At 39.3% G+C, this 22,146-nt stretch carries 23 protein-coding genes; 7 read left to right on the top strand and 16 right to left on the bottom strand.

The window, feature by feature from the left end; translation table 11 throughout:
- Positions 1-17: 17 nt before the first annotated feature.
- The 8 genes from SOI85_RS09670 to SOI85_RS09635 form a co-directional block, all read right to left on the bottom strand.
- Positions 18-656, bottom strand: coding sequence for a BMC domain-containing protein (locus tag SOI85_RS09670; RefSeq protein ID WP_320664176.1), 639 nt, complete (start codon positions 654-656; stop codon positions 18-20).
- On the bottom strand, positions 638-889 hold the full coding sequence (locus tag SOI85_RS09665; RefSeq protein WP_320664175.1) for a carboxysome peptide B: 252 nt from the start codon (positions 887-889) through the stop codon (positions 638-640). The genes SOI85_RS09670 and SOI85_RS09665 overlap by 19 nt, the downstream gene beginning before the upstream one ends.
- Entirely contained in the window at positions 889-1,164 is a 276-nt protein-coding gene (locus SOI85_RS09660) for a carboxysome peptide A (RefSeq protein WP_320664174.1), read from the bottom strand. Before SOI85_RS09660 ends, SOI85_RS09665 begins: the two co-directional genes overlap by 1 nt.
- 1 nt (position 1,165) lies before the next feature.
- Positions 1,166-2,695: a carboxysome shell carbonic anhydrase gene (locus SOI85_RS09655; protein ID WP_320664173.1), complete on the bottom strand. Its 1,530-nt coding sequence runs from the start codon at positions 2,693-2,695 to the stop codon at positions 1,166-1,168.
- A 7-nt stretch (positions 2,696-2,702) separates the two neighbouring features.
- Positions 2,703-5,084 carry a CsoS2 family carboxysome shell protein gene (locus tag SOI85_RS09650; RefSeq protein ID WP_320664172.1) on the bottom strand — a complete coding sequence of 794 codons (2,382 nt, stop codon included), beginning with the start codon at positions 5,082-5,084 and terminating at the stop codon, positions 2,703-2,705.
- A 104-nt stretch (positions 5,085-5,188) separates the two neighbouring features.
- Positions 5,189-5,530, bottom strand: coding sequence for a ribulose bisphosphate carboxylase small subunit (locus SOI85_RS09645; protein WP_320665175.1), 342 nt, complete (start codon positions 5,528-5,530; stop codon positions 5,189-5,191).
- A 96-nt stretch (positions 5,531-5,626) separates the two neighbouring features.
- A complete protein-coding gene (locus tag SOI85_RS09640) occupies positions 5,627-7,042 on the bottom strand; it encodes a form I ribulose bisphosphate carboxylase large subunit (protein ID WP_320664171.1) in 1,416 nt (471 codons plus the stop codon).
- Between the two features lie 68 nt (positions 7,043-7,110).
- Complete coding sequence (locus tag SOI85_RS09635) at positions 7,111-7,422, bottom strand: BMC domain-containing protein (protein ID WP_019476633.1); 312 nt, start codon at positions 7,420-7,422, stop codon at positions 7,111-7,113.
- Positions 7,423-7,773: 351 nt separating this feature from the next.
- On the opposite strand from SOI85_RS09635, the gene rdgB reads away from it, so the two are divergent.
- Positions 7,774-8,361 carry an RdgB/HAM1 family non-canonical purine NTP pyrophosphatase gene (gene rdgB / locus SOI85_RS09630; protein WP_320664170.1) on the top strand — a complete coding sequence of 196 codons (588 nt, stop codon included), beginning with the start codon at positions 7,774-7,776 and terminating at the stop codon, positions 8,359-8,361.
- On the opposite strand, the gene SOI85_RS09625 is transcribed toward rdgB, so the two are convergent.
- Positions 8,358-9,131 carry a BMC domain-containing protein gene (locus SOI85_RS09625; protein ID WP_320664169.1) on the bottom strand — a complete coding sequence of 258 codons (774 nt, stop codon included), beginning with the start codon at positions 9,129-9,131 and terminating at the stop codon, positions 8,358-8,360. The genes rdgB and SOI85_RS09625 overlap by 4 nt on opposite strands.
- A gap of 98 nt (positions 9,132-9,229) precedes the next feature.
- On the opposite strand from SOI85_RS09625, the gene SOI85_RS09620 reads away from it, so the two are divergent.
- The 4 genes from SOI85_RS09620 to bchL all read left to right on the top strand — a co-directional run bounded on the left by SOI85_RS09620 (position 9,230) and on the right by bchL (position 13,724).
- Positions 9,230-9,601 carry a hypothetical protein gene (locus tag SOI85_RS09620; protein ID WP_320664168.1) on the top strand — a complete coding sequence of 124 codons (372 nt, stop codon included), beginning with the start codon at positions 9,230-9,232 and terminating at the stop codon, positions 9,599-9,601.
- 192 nt (positions 9,602-9,793) lie between these two features.
- Entirely contained in the window at positions 9,794-11,050 is a 1,257-nt protein-coding gene (locus tag SOI85_RS09615) for a ferredoxin:protochlorophyllide reductase (ATP-dependent) subunit N (RefSeq protein WP_320664167.1), read from the top strand.
- Between the two features lie 4 nt (positions 11,051-11,054).
- Positions 11,055-12,656, top strand: a complete 1,602-nt coding sequence (locus SOI85_RS09610; protein ID WP_320664166.1) for a ferredoxin:protochlorophyllide reductase (ATP-dependent) subunit B — start codon at positions 11,055-11,057, stop codon at positions 12,654-12,656.
- 180 nt (positions 12,657-12,836) lie between these two features.
- The gene (gene bchL / locus SOI85_RS09605; protein ID WP_320664165.1) at positions 12,837-13,724 is read left to right on the top strand and encodes a ferredoxin:protochlorophyllide reductase (ATP-dependent) iron-sulfur ATP-binding protein; all 888 of its coding nucleotides are present in this window, start codon (positions 12,837-12,839) and stop codon (positions 13,722-13,724) included.
- A gap of 13 nt (positions 13,725-13,737) precedes the next feature.
- On the opposite strand, the gene SOI85_RS09600 is transcribed toward bchL, so the two are convergent.
- The gene (locus tag SOI85_RS09600) at positions 13,738-14,754 is read right to left on the bottom strand and encodes a protochlorophyllide reductase (protein WP_320664164.1); all 1,017 of its coding nucleotides are present in this window, start codon (positions 14,752-14,754) and stop codon (positions 13,738-13,740) included.
- 77 nt (positions 14,755-14,831) lie between these two features.
- Positions 14,832-15,251, bottom strand: a complete 420-nt coding sequence (locus SOI85_RS09595; protein ID WP_320664163.1) for a hypothetical protein — start codon at positions 15,249-15,251, stop codon at positions 14,832-14,834.
- Between the two features lie 345 nt (positions 15,252-15,596).
- Between SOI85_RS09595 and SOI85_RS09590 the strand changes: the two genes are divergently transcribed.
- Positions 15,597-16,313, top strand: a complete 717-nt coding sequence (locus SOI85_RS09590; protein WP_320664162.1) for a lipoyl protein ligase domain-containing protein — start codon at positions 15,597-15,599, stop codon at positions 16,311-16,313.
- 7 nt (positions 16,314-16,320) lie between these two features.
- Here the strand turns inward: SOI85_RS09590 and SOI85_RS09585 are convergent, their stop codons facing one another.
- On the bottom strand, positions 16,321-17,592 hold the full coding sequence (locus SOI85_RS09585) for a site-2 protease family protein (protein WP_320664161.1): 1,272 nt from the start codon (positions 17,590-17,592) through the stop codon (positions 16,321-16,323).
- Positions 17,593-17,654: 62 nt separating this feature from the next.
- On the opposite strand from SOI85_RS09585, the gene SOI85_RS09580 reads away from it, so the two are divergent.
- Positions 17,655-18,314: a phosphoribosylanthranilate isomerase gene (locus SOI85_RS09580; RefSeq protein WP_320664160.1), complete on the top strand. Its 660-nt coding sequence runs from the start codon at positions 17,655-17,657 to the stop codon at positions 18,312-18,314.
- A gap of 54 nt (positions 18,315-18,368) precedes the next feature.
- On the opposite strand, the gene SOI85_RS09575 is transcribed toward SOI85_RS09580, so the two are convergent.
- From SOI85_RS09575 to SOI85_RS09560, 4 genes are all read right to left on the bottom strand, one after another.
- Complete coding sequence (locus SOI85_RS09575) at positions 18,369-19,076, bottom strand: SDR family oxidoreductase (RefSeq protein ID WP_320664159.1); 708 nt, start codon at positions 19,074-19,076, stop codon at positions 18,369-18,371.
- Between the two features lie 26 nt (positions 19,077-19,102).
- Complete coding sequence (locus SOI85_RS09570) at positions 19,103-20,092, bottom strand: acetyl-CoA carboxylase carboxyltransferase subunit alpha (protein WP_320664158.1); 990 nt, start codon at positions 20,090-20,092, stop codon at positions 19,103-19,105.
- Positions 20,093-20,119: 27 nt separating this feature from the next.
- Complete coding sequence (locus tag SOI85_RS09565) at positions 20,120-21,160, bottom strand: long-chain acyl-[acyl-carrier-protein] reductase (RefSeq protein WP_320664157.1); 1,041 nt, start codon at positions 21,158-21,160, stop codon at positions 20,120-20,122.
- 158 nt (positions 21,161-21,318) lie between these two features.
- On the bottom strand, positions 21,319-22,047 hold the full coding sequence (locus SOI85_RS09560; protein ID WP_320664156.1) for an aldehyde oxygenase (deformylating): 729 nt from the start codon (positions 22,045-22,047) through the stop codon (positions 21,319-21,321).
- Between the last annotated feature and the right edge of the window lie 99 nt (positions 22,048-22,146).

The following is a 22,146-nucleotide window of genomic DNA, read 5'->3' as shown; positions in this document are numbered from 1 at the left end:
ACAATAATCAAGTCAACTTAACTACGCCTTTTTGCACCACTTGGGTGCAACGCTGGCTCTACCTCCGCATGAGGTCGAGCAATAATATGAGCAGCTACCAATCCATCTCCAACTCTTTCGCATGCATCTGCGCCTGCTCTAACAGAAGCATTAACAGCACCTGTTTCGCCCCTAACCATAACAGTGACATAACCACCACCTACAAATTCTTTCGCAACTAAATTAACTTCAGCAGCTTTAGTCATAGCATCTGCTGCCTCAATTGCGGGGACCATTCCTCTAGTTTCAATCATGCCTAATGCAATCCCTTTAAAGGAATTTTTATTCCCTGCAGAGGAAGTCGTAAATGATGGCTTAGAAGGACCTTTTACACCATCATTACTCTTAGTAGAGGTAAAAGGTTTTTTCTTAGCAGGAGCAACAGTGGAACTTTTATTATTTTGAGAATTTCGTTTAGGTGTATCTTCTCCCTTAATTGGTGGATTAGGTGAAACATCTACTATTTGTTTAGAGGGATCTGAGAGTGATGTATCTACCTCTTTAGAAGGTATAGATTTTCTAGAAGTATCTCGCTTTGACGGAGTAGGCATTGAAGAAACAGATAGAGGAGCAAAGAGAGTAAAAGGTATTAGTACATTTACCCGTCGGGTGTCCAATAATCAATAATTCCTCCTATGGTCAAATCAGTTTGAGTGGTGGGGTCCTGGCAGGCAAATCTTGCAGCAGAACCACTAGCCGTAAAGACCCAATTACCTTCCCTCGCTCCAACTGGATCTACTGCAACTAAATCCTTACCTTTATTATTTCGCAGAATTCTTAAATGCATATGACCTAGGCCTGGGACTCTTTGAGTACAAACCAATCGCCCCATGACTTGCATAATTTCCATTAACTCGTACCTCCATCACTTCTTCTAGAATTGTCAGGATCCCAATGGTCAATAATCCCAACAATAGTCAGGTCACTTGGGTATGACTTGCTTCCTGCAGCTTCTCTAGCGGCGGAGCTACCTACACAAATAACCCAATCATCAGGTTTACAACCAACAGCATCAACAGCAACCTTTTTAGAACTACCATCTAAAACAACCTGAAGATGTTTATGTTCAAATCCAGGAATTCGATTGGTTGATACAAGCGGTTTTAAGACTTTACAAATAAGCATTTTAATGAGCCTCCTTAGGAATTGAGTCAAGAGAAGAACCTACAACCTCAGCTGGGTCTTTCAGATCTCTATCTCGAATAGTAAGTAATGTATGGAGAAGACCATCATCTACAAGACTACGATATCTATTTGATATCGCATTCCTTACACGTAGACAATCATCAATAGCCCTTTCTCTTTCACCAGGAACTCTACCCGAATAATCAAATCGAATTACTACAGGTATAGGTAAATCTCGAATAACGTTTAGACCCTTGAAAATTTTTATCCCTACATCTAAGTCTGGTGCTCCCTCTTCAACTGTATCAAGATGGGCAAAGTAAGTGAGATTTCTTAGATGAACTTCTTTAAAACCTATACCTACTCCAATAAAACGTTCTGCATGACCAGCATCGGGATACGGCCCACTATGAAGATGTCGCACGTAGTCAATTTGAGAGAAGTTATTTTCAATCAATTTTGCGATAAAGTTAATCATGCCAACTTCAGTATTACCAGTTGATTTCTGTTTGATAACTTCTTTTATTTTTTTGAGTGCCATAGAAGCAGATAAATGATGAGTTAATCGATATAAATCCTGAGAGGAAACCCAACTACTTAAATCAGTCTTACTATCTTTATCAGGTACGTGTATACGAATAGAATCTGTATCGGTATCTAAACCAATTAACAAAAGGTCAACAGAGGCACCACAACAAAAACTATTTTCTACGGCTTTCCTGAAATCTAATAGTCTCTGAAAACCGGCTTTAGCGGCTAGCACATCATCACTTCCATGAGCTGCGCATCCTTGATGTTTCGGATCAATTGAACTGAAATGATAAGTAACTACTTTTAAATAACGGGTTGGAGTATGTGCCTCATTAGGCATATTTTCTCTAAATCTCTTATGTTCAGTTTTGATCCAACGGTTAACTGTTCTTTCAATATCAAAAAGAGCTCCTGCATGAGACCGACGTCTAACAGAGCTAAAGGGTATTCTCATCGCATATGCAATGGAATGAGCCAATCTTCCATCTGAGCAAGGAGTAACGTCCAATAAATGGAACCCACATTCGAGAAGAAAAGACTGAAATTTTTTTGCCAAAGGACTTTTTTCAGAGCCATTCAAAGGATCGGAGTTAAAGAATTCAGCGCTTGCTTTTTGATGAGCTTGGAAAACAGACCAAGCAAATAAAGCCCTCATATCCAATGGACGAACCCAGGCTTTTTCTAATACATGCAGAGGAAGTTCAAATCCTAATTCTTCAATAGCTAATTTCTGCGCTTGAAGTATAAAGTCATTACTATTTTGAATGGAAGAAATACTTTTTAAAACTGGTACTATTTTGTCAAAACTTCCCTTTACTGAATGTTCATAATCCTCAAGAATTTTATTCTGTGAAGTATTTGTCAATGGGTGACAAACTGCACTCTCAATAGTTTCACTCGCGATGGCACGGGTCTCTTCAAAGTTTTCAAAACGTTTTCTAGGCGCAGTTGGTCCTTTAATACGTTGAATATCTTTGGCCAAAGGTCGTCTATAGGCCATCAATTAACTACCCCCTCGCTCCGCCTGAGAAAGTAACCATTTGACCATCCCTAGTATTACCACTAGATCCAGTTATAAGAAAATCAGGTTCTGGCAATTCTTGGTTCCGCTTTGCCTCAAACTCTCGCATAGCTGTTCTACCTCCTGGACGTGATGGATTACGACGACGAGCCGATACACCTTCTGTTCCTGTAACACTATCTCCACGATCCCAATCGTCTCCAGTGATATTTAAACCGGCTGATTGCCCCTCACCAGTAACACGTGACACAGGTCTAGATTCTTTCACTTGCTCAGATTTGTTTACATCTATTGCAGCTTCTTTGTTTAACTGTTTTTGTTGAAACTCCTTATTATCAAAACGAAATTGTTCAGTTCCAGTGATTTTATTGGCAGCCATATCAAATGGACCAGTAATCCTCGAACTATCTTCATAACGGTTACCAGTTACAGAAGAAGCTTTTTCTCTATTTCCTTGTGCCGATCTCGCGGGGGATTGAACACTGAATTCAGTCCATGGCGCATTATTAGGTTCATTACTATCAATACCTACAGAAGAAGTTCCACATGCTTTATCCAATTGATCACCGCCTATGTAGGGAGTACCCGTTAAAGGCTCACAAGCACCTTTTTCTGCACCAGTCATAACTCCTCCTATCCCTGGTTGCAGTCCAGTTAAATTTGATCCAGGGGTACCAAGTCTTTTTGGAGTCCTTTGTTGAATTTCTTTAGTATTGCTAGCATTTCCAAACTGCGAAGATTGCTCTAACCCTGCATAAGGAGTACCCGTTACAGCTTTATTACTTCCTGGCTCGTCCCCTGTTACCAACTCTGAACGCCCAGTCATTGTTCCACTAACAGATTGAGATTTATTTGTGAGACTCAATCCAACTTTTGCTGCTTCCGGAGCAGGCTTATTCCCACAGAATGATTGGTATTGCTCAGCCCCCACATATTCATCACCTGTTACTCGTTTACAGCTTCCAGCTTCGTTTCCAGTTACCCACTCTGACCTTGCCACGTCTGTTCCAGTAACACCTGAACCCCTAACTGTATTTAAAGAACCTACTTTCTGAGCAGGACGACCAGAAGGTATTGGATCATCCCCTATGTACTGATCACCTGTAAGACCTCTTCCAGAACCAGCTTCATTGCCAGTAACATTGCTAGAGCGACCTACCATCACTCCTGTAACACTCCTTCCATCCAAAGTTTGACTATGCCCTACTTTGCGTGGAGATTGATTAACTGCACCACAATATTCATTTGATTGATTAGCTGAAATATATTCGGTCCCAGTAAGATTTTTACAAGTACCAGGCTCATCACCGGTAACCTTCTCCGATCTCCCTACTTCATTTCCTGTAACTACATTGCCATGTGATGTATTTGTTACGCCAACCTTAGAAGGCTGCTTATAGGAAGGAGATGACTTACAAAAAGTTTCAATTGTATCTACTCCTACATACTGAGTTCCAGTAACGGAGCGACATGTACTTGACTCATTTCCAGTAGTTTTTACAGATCTATTCGCTTGAGTTCCAGTAACAACTTGTCCAGAGGATGTCTCACTAACACCAACTTTCCAATGTGCGTCTGGAGTAGCTTTTTGTTTTGACCCATTACGATTTGGTCCACAAGGTCTAGTACCTCCTGAACGCTGTTTCCCAGTAGCGCCTGATTTACTTCGCAATTCTCTAACACGCAAAGCAATTTCTCTACTAGATAAGTCTGGGTTTCCATGACGAGCAACTGAAGCAGCAGAAGTAGCCTTATGCCCAGCAGACTTACCATGCTTAGAAAGAGCTTCTCTTCTTGCTAACACAAGAGCTCTGCTTGAATTCTCAATAGGGCGACGTTTTTGAACGTTACGTCTTCCACCAGAAGTTTTTGAAAGGCTTGAAGTTTTAACTGTATTAATAGTGGGTTTTGCATCTTTAGAATTTTCTTTCTGACAAGAGGAACCTGACTTAGTAGTAGAAGCAGGTGTTGTAGCAGGATATGAAGGGGAAGAAGTCCTTGCTAGATCTCCTCTTGTTCTGTCTTTACTTGTACTAGCTGATTTACCTTTAGTAGAAAGAGCTACACGTCTAGCTAAAACAAGATCTCTACTTGGATTACTTATTGGCTGAATCCGACGATTAGAAGAGGCACTCATTTTAGGGGCAGAATTAGAGGCAGATAAAATTGAATCATGTCTACCTGGACTTGAAGAAGGCTTATTTGCATTTTTCTTTAAGTAAGACTGGTCTGTCCTCGTTACACGAGCGTCTATAGCCGACCGAACTCTATTAGGACTAGAAGCATGTAATACAGATGCCTTTTTCCCACCATCACTAAGTGCCTTACGACGCTCAAGTGCAAGTTCTCGACTGGATTTGTTTGCCATGACAGCCCAATGTAAATGTCTTAGGACAATGAGGATTAATAATCCTCGGGAAAACTTCAGCCCCGAAAAAATTTTTCGGGGCTTAGTTAATTAATACCGTAAAATCAACGGCCTTCGAACACTACAAATGCAGTGCCTTGACTCTGTGTGTAAGCGTCATAACCAATTATGCGAACATGATGGTCAGGGTATGCACGATGGCAAGCCTCTAGCTCACTCACAATTAAGTTGAGATCTTTTTCACCAAAGAAAGGTAGTTTCCAATAAGACCAATAAGTCTGCATGGATCCACTTGGGTGAACGTGCTCAATAACAGGACTCCAGCCCTGCGCAATTATGTAAGCAATTTGATCGTAAATTTCTTCCTGGGTCATCGGCGGTAAGAAGCCGAATGTTTCCAGGGTGGCGACTGTTGCGTAGTCACCAACTGTGCTCTGGAAAGGCATGGTGAACTTAAGAGTGTGAATAGTGAATAGCCGGAACTGTGCCCGGAGACGTTCTAAGAAGAAAGGTTGAGGAGACAAAATTGTCTCCTCTTAACTTCATCCCTGTACGTCGAGCTTGTCGACAGTGTCGAATTCGAACTTAATCTCCTTCCATGTCTCTAGCGCGATAGCCAACTCTGGGCTATGTTTTGCAGCTTCCAAAAGGATGTCGCGACTTTCTTTCTCAATTTCGCGACCAGCATTACGTGCTTTAACACAAGCTTCTAGAGCCACTCTGTTTGCAGCAGCACCAGCAGCAGAACCCCATGGGTGTCCATGAGTTCCTCCACCAAACTGAAGACAAGAGTCATCTCCAAAAATTGCTAGCAATGCAGGCATGTGCCAAACATGAATTCCACCTGAAGCAACCGCAAATACTCCTGGCATTGAACCCCAATCCTGATCAAAGAAGTTACCGCGAGTACGATCTTCAGGGACAAAGGATTCACGAAGGTTGTCAATATATCCAAGAGTTGTCTGTCTGTCTCCTTCAAGCTTTCCAACAACCGTTCCTGTATGAAGTTGATCTCCACCAGAAAGGCGTAGACACTTCGCTAGGACACGGAAATGTATACCATGCTTGGGATGACGGTCAATAACAGCATGCATCGCACGGTGAATGTGCAGAAGCATTCCGTTCTTACGACACCAATTAGCCAGACCAGTATTAGCCGTAAATCCACCTGTTATGTAGTCATGCATGATTATTGGCTGTCCGAGTTCTTTAGCGAACTCAGCACGCTCATACATCTCTTCAGGTGTAGTAGCAGTACAGTTTAGATAATGACCTTTTATCTCACCTGTTTCTTGTTGTGCAAGCTTTACAGCTTCTGCCACAAACTCAAAACGTTCTCTCCATCTTTGGAATGGCTGTGAGTTGATGTTTTCATCATCTTTTGTTAGATCTAGTCCACCACGAAGACATTCATAAACAACACGTCCGTAGTTTTTACCAGAAAGACCTAGTTTTGGCTTAATAGTGCAACCAAGAAGAGGTCTACCGTACTTATTCAAACGGTCACGTTCCACTTGGATGCCGTTTGGAGGACCACCACAAGTCTTAATAAACGCCATTGGGAAGCGAATATCTTCAAGACGTAAATGTCTTAAGGCTTTAAATCCAAAAACGTTACCAACTAAAGAAGTCAAAACGTTTGTAATTGAACCTTCTTCAAAAAGGTCTAGGGGATAAGCGATAAAGGCATAGAAGGATTCCTTATCTCCAGGCACATCCTCAATGCGATAACAACGACCTTTATAAAATTCAAGGTCAGTTAAAAGCTCAGACCAAACTGTAGACCAAGTACCTGTTGAGGACTCAGCAGCAACAGCAGCAGCAACCTCTTCTTTCGGAACGCCTTCCTGACCAGTGCATTTAAAGCAGGCTAAAAGGTCAGTGTCTAGGGGGACGTAATCGGGAGTCCAGTAGGTGTCTCTGTACTCCTTAACGCCAGCATCGTACTTCTTACTCATAGGAAAATCCTTTAGGTAGTAATAGGGCTAAAAATGTCGCGTTTCTGTTATAGAACTGCGATCAAATCTCAGTCCTTTTGACCAAGGAAGTTGCCGTTGCCAAGAGCAGGCTCAACTTCTCTATGAGGACGAGCAATGATGTGAGCTGCAACAAGTCCATCACCTACACGCTCACAAGCATCTGCACCTGCACGAACTGCAGCGTTGACAGCACCTGTTTCTCCACGAACTAAAACTGTTACATAGCCACCACCAACAAACTCACGACCTATAAGGCGCACTTCAGCAGCCTTTGTCATTGCGTCAGCAGCTTCAATAGCTGGGACAAGTCCGCGTGTCTCGATCATGCCGAGTGCGATACCCATAGTTTCTGTAGCCATTGCCTAAACCTGCAAATAAAGGGGGAATGTTCGGTATGGACAATGCCCGCATACATACGATTTCGTCAAGCTCTTTTCACTAGAAACCAGATTACAGTTCTTACTCCTATTGATAAGCAAAACTTATCACCACTGGTATGACTGTTATAAACAACTGTTCGCCTAACCGTTAGCACCTCAAAACATTATGTTGTCATGTCGGATTACAACAGGTATTTTTACCGATCGAGACAGGTCCTTAGCTTTTGCAAAGGGTGGAATGTTCAACCCATCCTGTCTCGAATTTCATTTCTTGCTTTAAGAAATACCATTAATCTTGCAAAATAGTCTTATTAAATTCCAATTCGATCATTGTCAAGACCATTAATAACTATTGCCAGTGGAAATCCTAGAAAGGTAGCTGAAATTGAAGCAATGCTCGGACCTCTTCCTTTAGAAGTACAAAGACAACCAAGTGAACTTAATATTGAAGAGACAGGGACTACTTATTTAGAGAATGCCTTATTAAAAGCACAAGCCGCAGCAGAAATTACTCAAAGCTGGACAATTGCAGATGATTCAGGCCTGGAAGTTGATGCTTTAAATGGAGAACCTGGAATATTTTCTGCACGTTTTGCAAAAACAAATGAAGAGAAGATAAAAAAAATTCTTTATGAGATTGGAGATACTCCATATAGAAGCGCACGATTTTGTAGCGTCATGGTTCTTTGTGACCCAAAAGGGAATCACATAAAAGATTCTGAAGGCATTTGCTGGGGAGAAATATTAAAAAAGCCTGCTTATCCAAATGGCGAATTCGAGTCTCTTTTTTGGATTAGAGAAGCAAAATGTACTTATGGAGAATTAAGCCAAGAGCAATTATCAAAACTAGGGAGTAGAGGTAAAGCCGCTAGAGAACTAGCTCCATATCTCAAGAAAGCATTAAAAATCTTTTCTTAAAACTCACTTCGGTTGATTTGATCTATTGATCTCATTGCAGCTGAGGCCGCTTCTTCTACATCACCTTCACGACCAGCAAGTGTAAGGCGACCGAATGCACCAACTCCTTTAACATCTACGACAGTAATATTAGATGATTTTTCAGCTTCATTCGCCGCCATCAATACATATCCAGCGGGCTCAGTTTCAAGAATAAACATACTCATTCCGGATTGAATCATTGAACCTCTTCTATTTTGTCGATTAATTAATACCGCATGGTCAGGTGTAATTGATCTAATAATTTCAGTCCAACTCACTTCAGGTTTTGTTCGTCTAGCAATACTGCTTCCTATTGCATCTAAAACAACATCACCTGAATGTATGACTGTACTTTGATCTCGATGATACAAAGCCATTGAACCAAAGGCTCTCTCAACGACCATCTGACCTAATCGAACATTACTTGCTTTCAATGCAATATCAGTTACTCGGTGTACTGCCATTCCAGGAGAGACTTCCATCCAAAGACATGCATCTCCTGGAATAGGCAAGAAACCTTGACTTGCTGTTCCCATATAGGCCGCAAGTTGAGGCTGAAGAGAATCTAAGAAAACATAAGATCTTAATTCAATTTGTTGGACATGACTCGCTTGCCTAGCTACTAATGACTTCTCCGTATCTGTAGTAATTACACAGCTAGCACCTGATGCCGGAGGATCAACCTCCGTACCCGTAACGATTACGCCATTTCTAGCGCGTCGATTCCTATCATCCAAGCTAGCGCTCATGGCGCGGATAATACATTAAAGTTAGCCATATTAGCTATCACAAAAGCTTGCATGCATTTTTATAAGCCGATACCTTCAAAAAAATAGGCAACAAAAAAATGACTACTTCACCAGTAAAAGAGACTGATCCAAAGAATACCTCACATGATCTAAAAGCCGAACAGGCACTAGGTTTAGTGGGTCTTGGACTTATGCAAAAAATCACCAGTGAAGGAAAGTCCGGATTAAACTGGCTATTCGAGGAAACTGAAGAAAAAGCGGATCTTGTTTCATTACGTCAACGTTTAGAACTGACATCATTAGCCATAGAAACTGGAGCACCCTTAAGTACTGCTGAAGTAACTCATCTTCTTGGAGTTCGTCCCTCTTCCGCAAAGACAGAAAGAGGTGGCTTGGTAGCTAGAAGATTAACTAGAAATGTTTGGAAGCTCTACAAAGCTGAAAAAGATTCAAATTACTGGAGAAACTAAGTTAATTAAACTCCTGAGACTAAATCATCTAAGGATGTAATTTTTACCTAGCGAAAACGACCGAGATAACATGATTTCCTGAAAATAAAAATAAAACGCAACAAAAATATCTTCAATTCCAAAAAGTTTCTATGAATTGTTGACTAACACCAAAAAGAACATCAAATTAAAATATAGAAGAGGCATTTATTTATGGGCGGCGCCACGCTGCTAAAGGAAACTGGTCCAAGAGAAGTTTTTTGTGGCCTTACTTCAATTGTTTGGCTGCATAGACGCATGCCAGATGCTTTTTTCTTGGTCGTAGGTTCCCGAACCTGTGCACATCTCATCCAAAGTGCAGCTGGAGTGATGATATTTGCTGAGCCTCGATTTGGCACAGCAATCCTAGAAGAAAGAGATCTTGCTGGCTTAGCAGATGCTCACGAGGAGCTTGATCGCGTTGTCAAAAATCTATTAGAAAGGCGTCCCGAAATTCGAACTCTTTTTCTTGTAGGTTCTTGCCCCAGTGAAGTAATTAAAATTGATTTAGCAAGAGTTGCTGAAAAACTTAATCTGGAATTAAAAGGTCAAGTTACGGTACTCAATTACTCAGGGAGTGGAATTGAAACAACCTTTACCCAAGGAGAAGATGGGGCTCTAAAAGCATTAGTTCCATTAATGCCAGCAAGTCAAGAGAGCAAATTGCTTCTCGTTGGAACGCTGGCAAACCCAGTCGAAGATAGATTAATAACTATTTTCAATCGACTTGGAATAAATAAAATTGACAGCTTTCCACCAAGGCAGTCCACCGAACTACCTCCAATAGGACCAGGTACAAAGGTTTTGTTGGCTCAGCCATATTTAACTGATACCGCTAGAGCACTTAAAGATAGAGGGGCTGAAATTCTAAGAGCTCCTTTCCCTTTAGGAATTGAGGGAAGTAAACTCTGGATAGAGGCTGCTGCAAACTCCTTTAATATAGATAAAGCCTTGGTGGATTCCACCTTGGAACCTTTGATTTCACGAGCACACAAAGCTATAGAACCTTATAAAAAAAAGCTTACTGGCAAAAAATTATTTCTATTACCTGAATCACAATTAGAAATTCCTCTTGCACGTTTTCTAAAAAGAGAGTGTGGCATGGAACTTATAGAAGTTGGCACTCCTTATTTAAATAGGGACATGATGGGACCTGAAATAGACCTACTTCCAGAAAAAACTCGAATTGTTGAAGGACAACATGTAGAGAAACAACTAGATCGAATTCGAGAACAACATCCAGATCTTGTTGTATGCGGAATGGGCCTAGCTAATCCCCTAGAGGCTGAAGGTATTTCAACAAAATGGTCAATTGAAATGGTTTTCAGCCCTATACATGGAATAGACCAGGCATCTGATCTTGCTGAACTGTTCTCAAGACCTCTTCATAGGCACGATCTTTTAAACAAAAAACAACTCACAAAAGCTTGATCTAATGGAACTAACTCTTTGGACATATGAAGGGCCACCTCACATAGGTGCAATGAGAGTTGCAACTTCAATGAAAGGAGTTCATTACGTATTACATGCTCCTCAAGGCGATACATACGCAGACCTCCTTTTCACAATGATTGAAAGAAGAGGGGAAAGGCCTCCTGTAACTTATACAACTTTTCAAGCTAGAGATTTAGGTGGAGATACTGCCGAACTAGTTAAAGGTCATATTAATGAAGCCGTAGAGAGGTTCAATCCTGAGGCTCTTCTTGTTGGAGAAAGCTGTACTGCGGAATTAATTCAAGACCAACCTGGATCTCTAGCTAAAGGGATGGGATTTAATATTCCAATTATAAGCCTAGAATTACCTGCTTATAGTAAAAAAGAAAACTGGGGAGCAGCCGAAACCCTCTATCAATTAGTTAGAGGAATATTAGCCGATGTTACTAAAGACTCATCAGAACATAATCCAACTCAATGGAAAGAAATAGGAAGAAGGCCAAAAGTAAATCTAATAGGTCCTTCACTACTTGGTTTCCGTTGTCGAGATGATGTCCTCGAGATTCAGAAAATCCTTGCTCAGCATGGAATTGATGTGAATGTAATAGCACCACTTGGAGCTTCTCCAGCAGATTTAGCAAGAATCGGAGAGGCAGATGCAAATGTCTGTCTCTACCCAGAGATAGCAGAATCAACATGTCTTTGGCTTGAAAGAAATTTAGGCCTCCCATTCACAACCACCATTCCCATTGGTGTAGGGGCAACGATAGATTTTCTCAAAGAACTGCATGACATATTGGGCATGCCCACCACATACAAGTTAGATGAAGCAAATCTTTCTCGCTTACCTTGGTATTCAAAATCAGTTGATTCAAATTATTTAACTGGAAAAAGAGTTTTCATATTTGGTGATGGAACCCATGCTCTTGCTGCTGCAAGAATCGCTAGCGAAGAATTAGGTTTTGAAGTTGTAGGTATAGGAACTTACAGCAGAGAAATGGCTAGGAAAGTTAGAGAAAAAGCAAAAGATCTTGGCATTAAAGCTTTAATAACTAATGATTATTTAGAAGTAGAGGAGGCGATAAAAGAATCTGCACCAGAGCTGGTTTTAGGGACACAGATGGAAAGGCATAGCTCAAAGAGACTTGGCATCCCTTGTGCTGTTATTAGTACTCCAATGCATGTACAGGATGTCCCTGCTAGATATAGCCCTCAAATGGGCTGGGAGGGGGCCAATGTGATTTTTGACGACTGGGTTCACCCTCTAATGATGGGATTAGAAGAGCATCTAATTGGAATGTTCCGTCACGATTTTGAATTTACTGACGGCCACCAAAGTCATCTAGGTCACTTGGGAGGTCATCAGACAGATTCAAAAATACCAGCTGCATCTACACCTGTTCCAGAAAAAGTTGTTGCTGAAAATGCATTGGAAACTCATATACCTAAATGGACCTCGGATGGGAAGACAGAGCTAGCTAAAATACCTTTTTTCGTTCGAGGTAAAGTAAAAAGAAATACTGAGAAATATGCAAAGCAAGTTGGTTGCGCAGAAATAAATAGCGAAACATTGTTTGACGCTAAGGCGCATTTCGGGGCTTAATTATTGCCAGAAAACATTCATCAGGGATGAGTAAATAGACTTATTGATTGATTTTTATGAGGAAAGAAAGATTTTCTAATCTATTAAATTATTACAGATGTATCGAATTACGCAAACATTTACCAACTGCTCATCTTCCTGCTTGAATGTATATATAACTCATTGGTTTATAGGTAAATAATGACTACCACCTTGCCCCGGAAAGCTGATGGAGAAGGCAGTGTTCAAGTAAAGCAAGATCCTAAAATTAAAATAGAAGAGGGTGCTCTGGTTATAGCTGTCTATGGGAAGGGGGGGATTGGTAAGTCCACAACTTCTTCCAATCTATCCGCTGCTTTTTCAAAACTGGGAAAAAGGGTTCTACAAATTGGTTGCGATCCGAAGCATGACAGCACCTTTACCCTTACTCATAAAATGGTGCCTACCGTAATAGATATTCTTGAGGAAGTTGATTTTCATAGTGAAGAACTTCGTCCAGAAGACTTTATGTTTAAAGGCTTTAACGGAGTTCAGTGTGTAGAGAGTGGAGGCCCTCCTGCTGGGACAGGATGCGGAGGTTACGTAACCGGTCAAACAGTAAAACTTTTAAAAGAACATCACCTTCTAGAAGATACAGATGTTGTTATCTTTGACGTGCTTGGAGATGTGGTATGTGGAGGATTTGCAGCCCCTTTGCAACATGCCAACTACTGCTTAATAGTTACCGCAAATGATTTTGATTCAATATTTGCAATGAATCGAATTGTCGCAGCGATAAATGCAAAAGCCAAAAACTATAAAGTTCGCCTAGGTGGAGTGGTTGCCAATAGATCTGCAGAGCTAGATCAAATTGATAAATTTAATGCTCGAACTGGCCTTAAAACAATGGCTCACTTTAAAAATGTAGATGCAATCAGACGTTCAAGGCTTAAAAAATGTACAATTTTCGAAATGGAGCCTGATGAAGATGTTTTAGAGGTTCAAAACGAATATTTATCTCTTGCCAAAAAAATGCTGGAGAATGTAGAGCCTCTCACAGCGGAACCTTTAAAAGATAGAGAGATTTTTGACTTACTTGGCTTTGATTAACTTAAAGAATTATTCATTCGCTAATACCCACTAATTTCATTGATAAATCCCATACTTTCTTTGAAGTAATTGGGTCAGTTGCTCTAGATGATAATTCCTGAGAAAATTGTTTTCCATTTTTTCTTTGTCTGTTTCCCCAACTCCAATGCGCTCCTGAAATTCCAAATGCAGGGTCAGCCACTACTTGAGCAACTCTTTCCCCAGCAAGACTCTGACTAACAAAACCACCTGTAATTAGTTTTTGAAACCAAGGGAATAAAATTTGGAATAATTTTGGCGTATTTCTAAAAAGTTGGGTATTTGCAACGCAACCTGGATAAAGAGAGCTAAAAACAATCGAAGAGTCTTTATATCTTCTATGTAATTCTTGGGTTGTAATCATATTGCATAATTTACTGTCTTTATAGGCTTTCCCGGGCTTAAAACGTTTTCCGCTTGCCATGCTAATGGGATCAAGAAAGCCTTGTTCAAAGCCTGATAAATTACCAAGATCAGCTGGTGCTGGTATGGGAATTTTCCCTCCTAATTCTTTCAAATTAGCCGTAACTGTTCCAAGGATGACAACTCTTGGAGCTTCAAACCCCCAAGACCGTCCTGTCCAAACTGGACGATTAGACCTTCTTAAATTGTCAAGTAAAAGCTGAATAAGAAGGAAATGCCCAAAATGATTTGTAGCCATTGATATTTCATATCCTTGAGCTGATCTTTGAGGTTTTCTTAATCTTGGAAGATAAACTGCTGCATTACAAACCAACGCATCTAAAGGGGAGTCCAAACCCTCAATCAATTGTTTAACTCCACTCCTAACTGAATTCAAGTCTCCCAAATCAATCTGCAAATGTTGAAGCTGACGGGGTCTTCTAAATGGCAAGCCCAATTGTTGTGCAGCTGCCTCCGCTTTCAAAGGCGATCTATTTGCTGTAATAACCCTCCATCCTCGATCTATTAATGCCTTAGTTGCGTATAACCCAACACCTGAAGTGGTTCCAGTAATTAGAACAGTGCCTGGAGCAGCTTGAAGTGAAGCCATCTTTTAAGCCTTAATGCTCTTGATTAATTATCAAGTATTAAACAAATAAAATATTAAATCTGATTTGTCAATCTCTTTTATTTCCAAACAACCCTGACACTATTTGGAGTAATTAAATGTTCCTGCTCACTAATTAGTCGGTTTTCTCCTCCAATCGCAAATAATTTATCAAACCTTGAATTAAGTTGATTTAGCTTTCTTGATTCAAACCTAAGTATTGAAACCATTTCTAACTGACGCAATATCCTATCGTGAGAAGCAACTCCCAACTTAACGAAACTCACTGCAAATATTGCAAGTAAGCCCATTTTCATTCCAAGAGAAATGCAGCTGTATATAAATTCTCTCTGAAGCTCCTCAAGCTCTAATGCTGCCGCAATAGTTGCCTTATCAACAATTACAGAAGCATTCGATCTTTGTCTGCGGCTTAAGCTTCTTTTGCGAATTCTTCTTTTTGGCTCGGGATTAATCCGAGGTTCTTCTAAGTTCGCAAGCAAAACTATTTAACTATTAACTTGCTTGTAGCGTATAAAACTGAAATTGCAATCATTTAAGGATTTAATCAAGCATCTTTTACATCAATTCACCGACTAAAATCTAGTAATCAAGAAAAGATTCCAATTCATATTGAAAAGACTACAGATCAAAAGAAACTATCTTTCCCATTAGAAAGCTTGGAAAGTTTTTGACATTTTCAAACAAACTTTAAAAAACCATCACTGGATATAAAGTTCTATTATTTATTCAATGAATACAATTATTTTAAAATAATTACTCGAGGAAGTTGAGTTCTCTCAAAGAGATCGAATCAATGAATACTGTTCCTGTCCAACAAATCAACAATGAAAATTAAGCAAGGAGCTATTTTTAATCACATAAAACTTGCTGGGAATCAGCAAATGGAAATAGACAAATACTTATTAGAAAAATCTTTGCCAAATTCCAACTACTCAATGTCAGCTCGCTTCTATTCATGGAAAGGCACTTGGCTATCTATTGGTAAAAATCAAAAAGATCTTCCTAAGCGATGGAATGAGGTAGTCAAGCAGGAAAAAATAAACATTATTAGGAGACCAACAGGAGGAGATGCTGTATTACATAGTGGTGGAATAACTTATGCTTTAACTTGGAAAGAGCCACCAAGAAAAAAGAAAAAGGCTTACTTTGAAGCAAGTCAATGGTTAATTAATGGTTTCGCCGAATTAGGAATCCCTTTATTCTTCGGCAGTCAAATGTCTACATCCTCGACTTCCAATTGTTTTTCCACTTCTACACTTGCTGATCTTATAGATCACAAAGGCAATAAAAGGATTGGAAGTGCTCAGTTTTGGCAAAAAGGATCCCTTTTGCAACATGGTGAGATACTTTTAGATCCACCAAGAGAAATATGGAAGAATTTATTTAAGAATGATCCACCACCCCCAATAGAACTTAATTTATCAGCAAAAGAAATAGAGGATCATCTATTAAAAGCTTTAATTTTTTCTTGGCCAGAAACTAAGTGGGTTAAAAAAAATCTATACGACGAAATAAATATCAAGAAAATCATAAATGGATAAAATTTAACTACTTAGGGCCTTTTATATTATCTTTTTCAATCAAACCAGAAACAAGCATACCTTCTACTACTTCTGGTAAAGATAAGCCCAATGGATAGGCATTTTGCTTTTTAGCTAGATCAAGAAAATTACTTGGAACTTTGATTCCGATCCTTTTCAGAACAGCTAATCCAATATCAATTCTATCTAATGTTCCGATTGGTAACCCGGCAAGGTTCATAACCAACAATCTTTCACCTTTGTTCTTCTCAACTTCCAAAACAGCTTTCCATAAAGATTCTTTTTCACTAATAAAAGGAAGGTTGCTTAATGGTAAAACATATTCCTCCAAACAATAATTCTCCCAATCTTGAACTGGAACTTCCTTTAAAGGATCATTATTAATATATCCAATCCATCTACCAGACTTTGATACTAGAATTAACTCTGAATTAAATTGACTATTTCCCGAATCCAAACTTACTGAGTTAATATGCTTTAAAGATAAATTTGCATCTAAAACCCTATAGCGTCGATTTTTCGCTTGAAAGACTTTTATTTCGCATAAAGTCTCCTGAAAAAGTAGAATCTGACTCTGTGATCTAGAAGCAGAAAAACCAATCCAACCAAAAACTATTAGCCATAATCCAGCCAAACTTCCAACACTTATACTAATAAAACTTCCTAGAAAAATTGCACTTAAGGAAAGGAATCTACCTGACTTAGTAGCAACCTTAATTCCTATTTTCTTACTTCCAGTAAAATGCCAAACTAAAGACTTAATAATAATTCCACCATCAAGTGGTAAACCTGGCAACAAATTGAATAAACCCAATAGCAAATTTAATGCGCCAATTTGAGTAAGTAAATTTGAGAAAATAATACTTTTCACTGAAAAAAGTGGAATTGAAATGAGAAAGATTATGGAAAGAATAAAACTAACTATTGGTCCTGCAATTGCAACTCTAAGAGTAGACATGGGGTCTTTACATTCTCTATCTACCTTCGCGATACCTCCAAGAAAGAAAAGAGTAATACTTTTAACTTTTACTCCCTCATGAATAGCCATAAAAGAATGGCCTAGCTCATGAAGCAATACTGACATAAATAAAAGCAAAGCAGTAACAAAGCCAATCAACCAAGAGGTCCACAAAGGAATTTGAGCATCAGCTAAATTAGTAATCTGATTTTGTGCGCTCCAAGTAAAAAGCAAAAGGATTACAGCCCAACTGGAATGAATCCTCAAAGGAATACCTTTAATTCTTATTACCTCCAAGCCTTCCAAGCTTTCTCCTCCCAAAATCAATCAAAAAGGTATTTAATCTAATCCTAGAGAATAAAGGCCAAATCAACTAACTAACAGTGATCCAATCACAAATAAAATTGAAAATCTGCGGAATAACGCAAGCCAGACAAGCAATCCATATTGCCTCCTTAGGTGCTCATGCAATAGGAATAATTGGCGTAAGCAAATCTCCTAGATACCTTGCCCAGAAAAGCAGGGATAAAATTTTTAAAGTTTTAAAGGATTCTTATCCAAGAACAGAAAGGGTCTTAGTGGTTGCAGATATAAATGATTTTGATCTAGACGAATCCTTAAAGAGCGATGCAGCACCAACAATCATTCAACTTCATGGAGAAGAGTCAGTGAAACGTTGTAAAGCTCTTCGAGCCATGCATCCTCAAGTCAAGTTTTGGAAAGCATTGAGAATTAGATCAGAAAATGATCTTATTTCAGCCGGAAAATATCAGGAAATAGTAGATGCTTTATTAATTGATGCCTGGGATGAAAATTTGCTTGGAGGGACAGGCCATAGAGTAAGTCTGAATTTATTAAAAGAAAAAGAATTTAAGATTCCATGGTGGATTGCGGGAGGAATATCTGCAGATTGGATTCCAGAACTTCTAAGCGTCATAACACCCTATGGAATAGATGCTTCAAGCAAACTGGAAATATCACCTGGAGTAAAAGATTTAGAAAAAGTTGAGCACTTAATTCAAGCTATTAAAGAATATTCATAGTACTAATATATTTTGATAATTATTTTATTTTAAAATTGATGTTATAAATAAAAATTAAAAAGCTCCTGAAGCAGGCATAAGAGTTAGATCTTCAATTACTTGATTTGAAGGTTGATTAGCAAGATGAAGGAGTTCATTAGCTGCCTGTTCAACTTGAAGCATTGCATCTCTATTAAAACCACTCTTAACCGTATCCGAATCCCAAATTGAGGTATTTACAGATCCAAGCGTAAGCGTGCAAGCTCGAATTGAATATTGCCTTTCCTCTTCAGCTAAGCACTTAGTAAAGCTAGCTAAAGCTGCTTTACTAACACAATATGCCCCCCATTCTGCGAAAGCATTTCTTGATGCATGACTACTAACATTTATAATTAAGCCTCCGCTATTTCTCATCAAAGGAACAACTTTAGAACAGACCTGAAAGACACTTGTTAGATTTATTTGAAAGATCCATTGCCAACTTTCTAAAGGCATTGTTATCAACTCTCCAGTCCAAGCGACTCCTGCATTATTAATCAATACATTTGGGGGCAAGCCTCTTGAAAGTAATTTCTCTAAACCTGGTTCGATATTCTTTGGCTGAGAAAAATCAATGGATTCATAAGAAATTTTGCTTTTAGTATTAGAAAGTTTCTTAGATAGACTTAGAAGAGCAGTTTCATCTCGTGCAACCAAATAGAGATCCCATCCAGCCTTGGCAAAGGAAATAGCGCATGCCCTCCCTAATCCTCTTGAGGCTCCTGTAATAAGTGCTGTAGGCAAATTGAAAATAATGAATTGGAATAACTCTAAACACCCATACCCGACTCTATTGAATTTGATTCAAAGAACTTGCCCATTTCCCTAAATTTCTTGTATCGATTATCTCGAAGTTCTTGAATATCCAGACGTAATAACTCTGTTAGATGTCTTTGCAAAGCTTCTTTAAGCACTTCGCCAGCTTGAAGCGGAGCCCAATTATTCCCTCCAGCTGGCTCTTTTAATACTTCGTCAACAACTCCAAGCTTCAAAAGGTCGGACCCCGTAATTTTTAAAGCTGCGGCCGCTTCAGGTGCTTTAGCAGAATCCCTCCAAAGTATTGAAGCGCAAGCTTCTGGGCTGGCCACTGTATAAACACTATGTTCAAACATTAAAAGTCTATCTGCTACTCCTATTCCTAAAGCCCCTCCTGAGCCTCCTTCTCCAATTACAGTTGCAATAATTGGAACTCTAATGCTGAACATTTCTCGGAGGTTTACAGCTATGGCTTCTCCTTGTCCTTGCTCTTCGGCAAGTAATCCTGCATAAGCTCCTGGTGTATCTATAAATGAAAGGATTGGTAATTTAAATCTATCTGCATGTTCCATCAACCTTAAGGCTTTTCTATAACCACCTGGCTTTGCCATTCCAAAATTTCTTGCAACATTTTCTTTAGTATCCCTGCCTTTTTGTTGTCCGATTACAAGTACTGGTGTTTCTTCAACTCTCCCTATACCACCTATAAGAGCTTGATCATCACTTCCATTCCTGTCTCCATGTAATTCAACCCAGTCATCACAAAACATCTGTATATAATCCAAAGTGCTTGGTCTTTGAGGGTGTCGAGCAACCTGGATTTTTTGAGCAGGAGATAAAGCTTGAAAAATTTCTTCCCTTCTTCTTGTTGCCAAAGTTTCTAATTGCAACAGCTGCTGACTAACGTCAACTTCAGAATCTCGAGCCAGTTGGCGGATTTGCTCAATCTGCTTTTCTAGCTCTACCAGCGGTTTCTCAAATTCCAAAAGATAACGTCTTGCCATAATTTTAAAAATTAGAAAAAGATAACTTCAGACAACCGCTGCCTGAATTTGGGTTTTCAATCCAACAGCTGAAAAGCCATGCTTAACAGAAGCTTTGCCTATGAAATCCATTTTTTCAAGAGTGATGTTATTTCGTCCCCAACTAAAATTCGTATGACACTCCTCAAATTCAAGAAGCATTGCCTCAGCAAAACAAGCAAACATCTCTCTCTGTGGCCTTTCCATCTCTGCCAATTCCATCATGCTCCATCCAATATCTTTAAAGAATTCAACGATTCCACCTTTAAGAACATGAATTCCTTCTCCTGAAAATTTCTCATCTAAATTTTTGGGATATCCACCATCAATCATTAAGCATGGATTTTTTAACTTTGAAGAATCTATTTCTAAAGTTTTAGGCATACTTGCAACCCAAATAACTGCATCCGCACTTGGCAAAGCTTCTTCCAAGCTACAAATAGAACCACCATTGAGTTCTGATTGCAATTCCTGAAGTGGTTTCTGCTGTCTTGCAACAAGTAGAAGTTCTGCAACGCCCGTACGTTGAGAAAGCCATCTGCAGACCGCGCTACCTATATCACCAGTGGCTCCGACGACAGCAACCTTAGCTTTTTTAAGATCAATTCCTACTAAAGGGGCATTTTTCTCAAGTTGCCTGCAAATCACCCAAGCAGTATGAGTATTGCCTGTTGTAAACCTTTCCCAGTCAAGAGTTGTATTCCTAACTTGTTTATTCTGCAAAAGGTTGAAATTTTCAAAAATTATTGAGGTAAAGCCGCCTAAAGCTGTGATGTTTATACCTTTTTTCTGAGCTAATTCCATAGCATTCAAGACTTTTCTTCTAGCCGTCTTAAAACGGGAAAGCATCTCCGGAACGAAACATGAATCAATGTAAGCCCCCTCAATAGTTTTGCCTGTAGCACTATTCACCTTCACATACTCCACTAGTTGAGGCGGGGCAGTGCACCAAACATCTAAATCCCCCTCTGCTATATGGTCATATCCCAATTCCATGGCTTTACGCCTTGCGTCTTTGAAGCTTGTTGAATGACCTATTAATCCAAACATTTCCTAGAAAAATAATCTCAAGTTGGAACTAAAAAATCCCTAGGGATTTGAACATTAGTTCACAAGGGTCCCATAAAAGATATTATTCCCCGATCAGGTAACTCTATATAAATATTTTTTGAAAGATAGAATTCAACTAGCCATATCAATTAAAGAAATTAAACCACTGCAGCTAGAGCCATTCTTGCTATCTGGCGATTATCCAATCCCATCTCCATCAAAGAGTCTTGATACGCAATCATGAACTCCTCCATCAATTCTTCTTTGTCCATATGAAGAGTTTCAGCATCTTTAGCCACTTCATCAAGCATAGACTTAATAAGAGGAAGATTTTCTTTGTTTGCTTTTATTAATTCATCTTTACAAGTATCCAAATTTTCCTTTAACCATGTCTGACCATAATTGAGGTGCAGGTATTCATCTTTTACGACACCTTCGGTTATTTTTCTCGCAAATGGATCAGCAACTCTTATGTATACGTTGTAAGCGGATATAGCAAACGCCTCTATTAATATTGCTTGTATTAGTAAGCATGTAGTTAAGTTCCCTTCTGATAAAGCTTTTTGGAAGTTTCCATGAAGCTTTGAAAAGAATTCTTTAGCGAAAGGCATATCAGCGGTTACACCTAAGTTTTTGCCACATGCTGTGAACCCTCTCATGTGCTTCATTTCCATAACAGCTAATTTCTTCAACTCATCAGCATTATCTGGAATGAGAGTACCTATTGATATGTAATTGTCATAAGCCTCTTTTTCACCTTCAATAACAATTGCATTTATTCTGCTATAAGCATCTTTGTATTCAACTGTCGTGAAATCAGGAAGAGCTGCAGAGTTACATGCAATCTCTTTAGATATATCTACCTTGGTCGGTGCAAGGGAAGCCATGGATTTAAGCTAAAAATTAATCTATTTGAGGGATACTACCGAATTACTTAGAAATTTGCAGGGAAGATACTACAACTTAGTAGTGCTTAAAGATATTTA

The sequence above is a fragment of the Prochlorococcus sp. MIT 1223 genome, from assembly GCF_034092465.1.
Taxonomy (GTDB): Bacteria; Cyanobacteriota; Cyanobacteriia; order PCC-6307; family Cyanobiaceae; genus AG-402-N21.
The sequence above is the reverse complement of the archived record's forward strand: the minus strand, read 5'-3'. Positions and strand labels throughout refer to the sequence as shown.

Bases quoted from the DNA above. Each gene is read 5' to 3' on its own strand.
- SOI85_RS09665 (WP_320664175.1), bottom strand. From the start codon at position 889: ATGGAAATTATGCAAGTCATGGGGCGATTGGTTTGTACTCAAAGAGTC.
- SOI85_RS09660 (WP_320664174.1), bottom strand. From the start codon at position 1,164: ATGCTTATTTGTAAAGTCTTAAAACCGCTTGTATCAACCAATCGAATT.
- SOI85_RS09655 (WP_320664173.1), bottom strand. From the start codon at position 2,695: ATGGCCTATAGACGACCTTTGGCCAAAGATATTCAACGTATTAAAGGA.
- SOI85_RS09650 (WP_320664172.1), bottom strand. From the start codon at position 5,084: ATGGCAAACAAATCCAGTCGAGAACTTGCACTTGAGCGTCGTAAGGCA.
- SOI85_RS09645 (WP_320665175.1), bottom strand. From the start codon at position 5,530: ATGCCTTTCCAGAGCACAGTTGGTGACTACGCAACAGTCGCCACCCTG.
- SOI85_RS09640 (WP_320664171.1), bottom strand. From the start codon at position 7,042: ATGAGTAAGAAGTACGATGCTGGCGTTAAGGAGTACAGAGACACCTAC.
- SOI85_RS09635 (WP_019476633.1), bottom strand. From the start codon at position 7,422: ATGGCTACAGAAACTATGGGTATCGCACTCGGCATGATCGAGACACGC.
- SOI85_RS09625 (WP_320664169.1), bottom strand. From the start codon at position 9,131: ATGAGCGCTAGCTTGGATGATAGGAATCGACGCGCTAGAAATGGCGTA.
- SOI85_RS09620 (WP_320664168.1), top strand. From the start codon at position 9,230: ATGACTACTTCACCAGTAAAAGAGACTGATCCAAAGAATACCTCACAT.
- SOI85_RS09615 (WP_320664167.1), top strand. From the start codon at position 9,794: ATGGGCGGCGCCACGCTGCTAAAGGAAACTGGTCCAAGAGAAGTTTTT.
- SOI85_RS09610 (WP_320664166.1), top strand. From the start codon at position 11,055: ATGGAACTAACTCTTTGGACATATGAAGGGCCACCTCACATAGGTGCA.
- bchL (WP_320664165.1), top strand. From the start codon at position 12,837: ATGACTACCACCTTGCCCCGGAAAGCTGATGGAGAAGGCAGTGTTCAA.
- SOI85_RS09600 (WP_320664164.1), bottom strand. From the start codon at position 14,754: ATGGCTTCACTTCAAGCTGCTCCAGGCACTGTTCTAATTACTGGAACC.
- SOI85_RS09590 (WP_320664162.1), top strand. From the start codon at position 15,597: ATGAAAATTAAGCAAGGAGCTATTTTTAATCACATAAAACTTGCTGGG.
- SOI85_RS09570 (WP_320664158.1), bottom strand. From the start codon at position 20,092: ATGGCAAGACGTTATCTTTTGGAATTTGAGAAACCGCTGGTAGAGCTA.
- SOI85_RS09565 (WP_320664157.1), bottom strand. From the start codon at position 21,160: ATGTTTGGATTAATAGGTCATTCAACAAGCTTCAAAGACGCAAGGCGT.
- SOI85_RS09560 (WP_320664156.1), bottom strand. From the start codon at position 22,047: ATGGCTTCCCTTGCACCGACCAAGGTAGATATATCTAAAGAGATTGCA.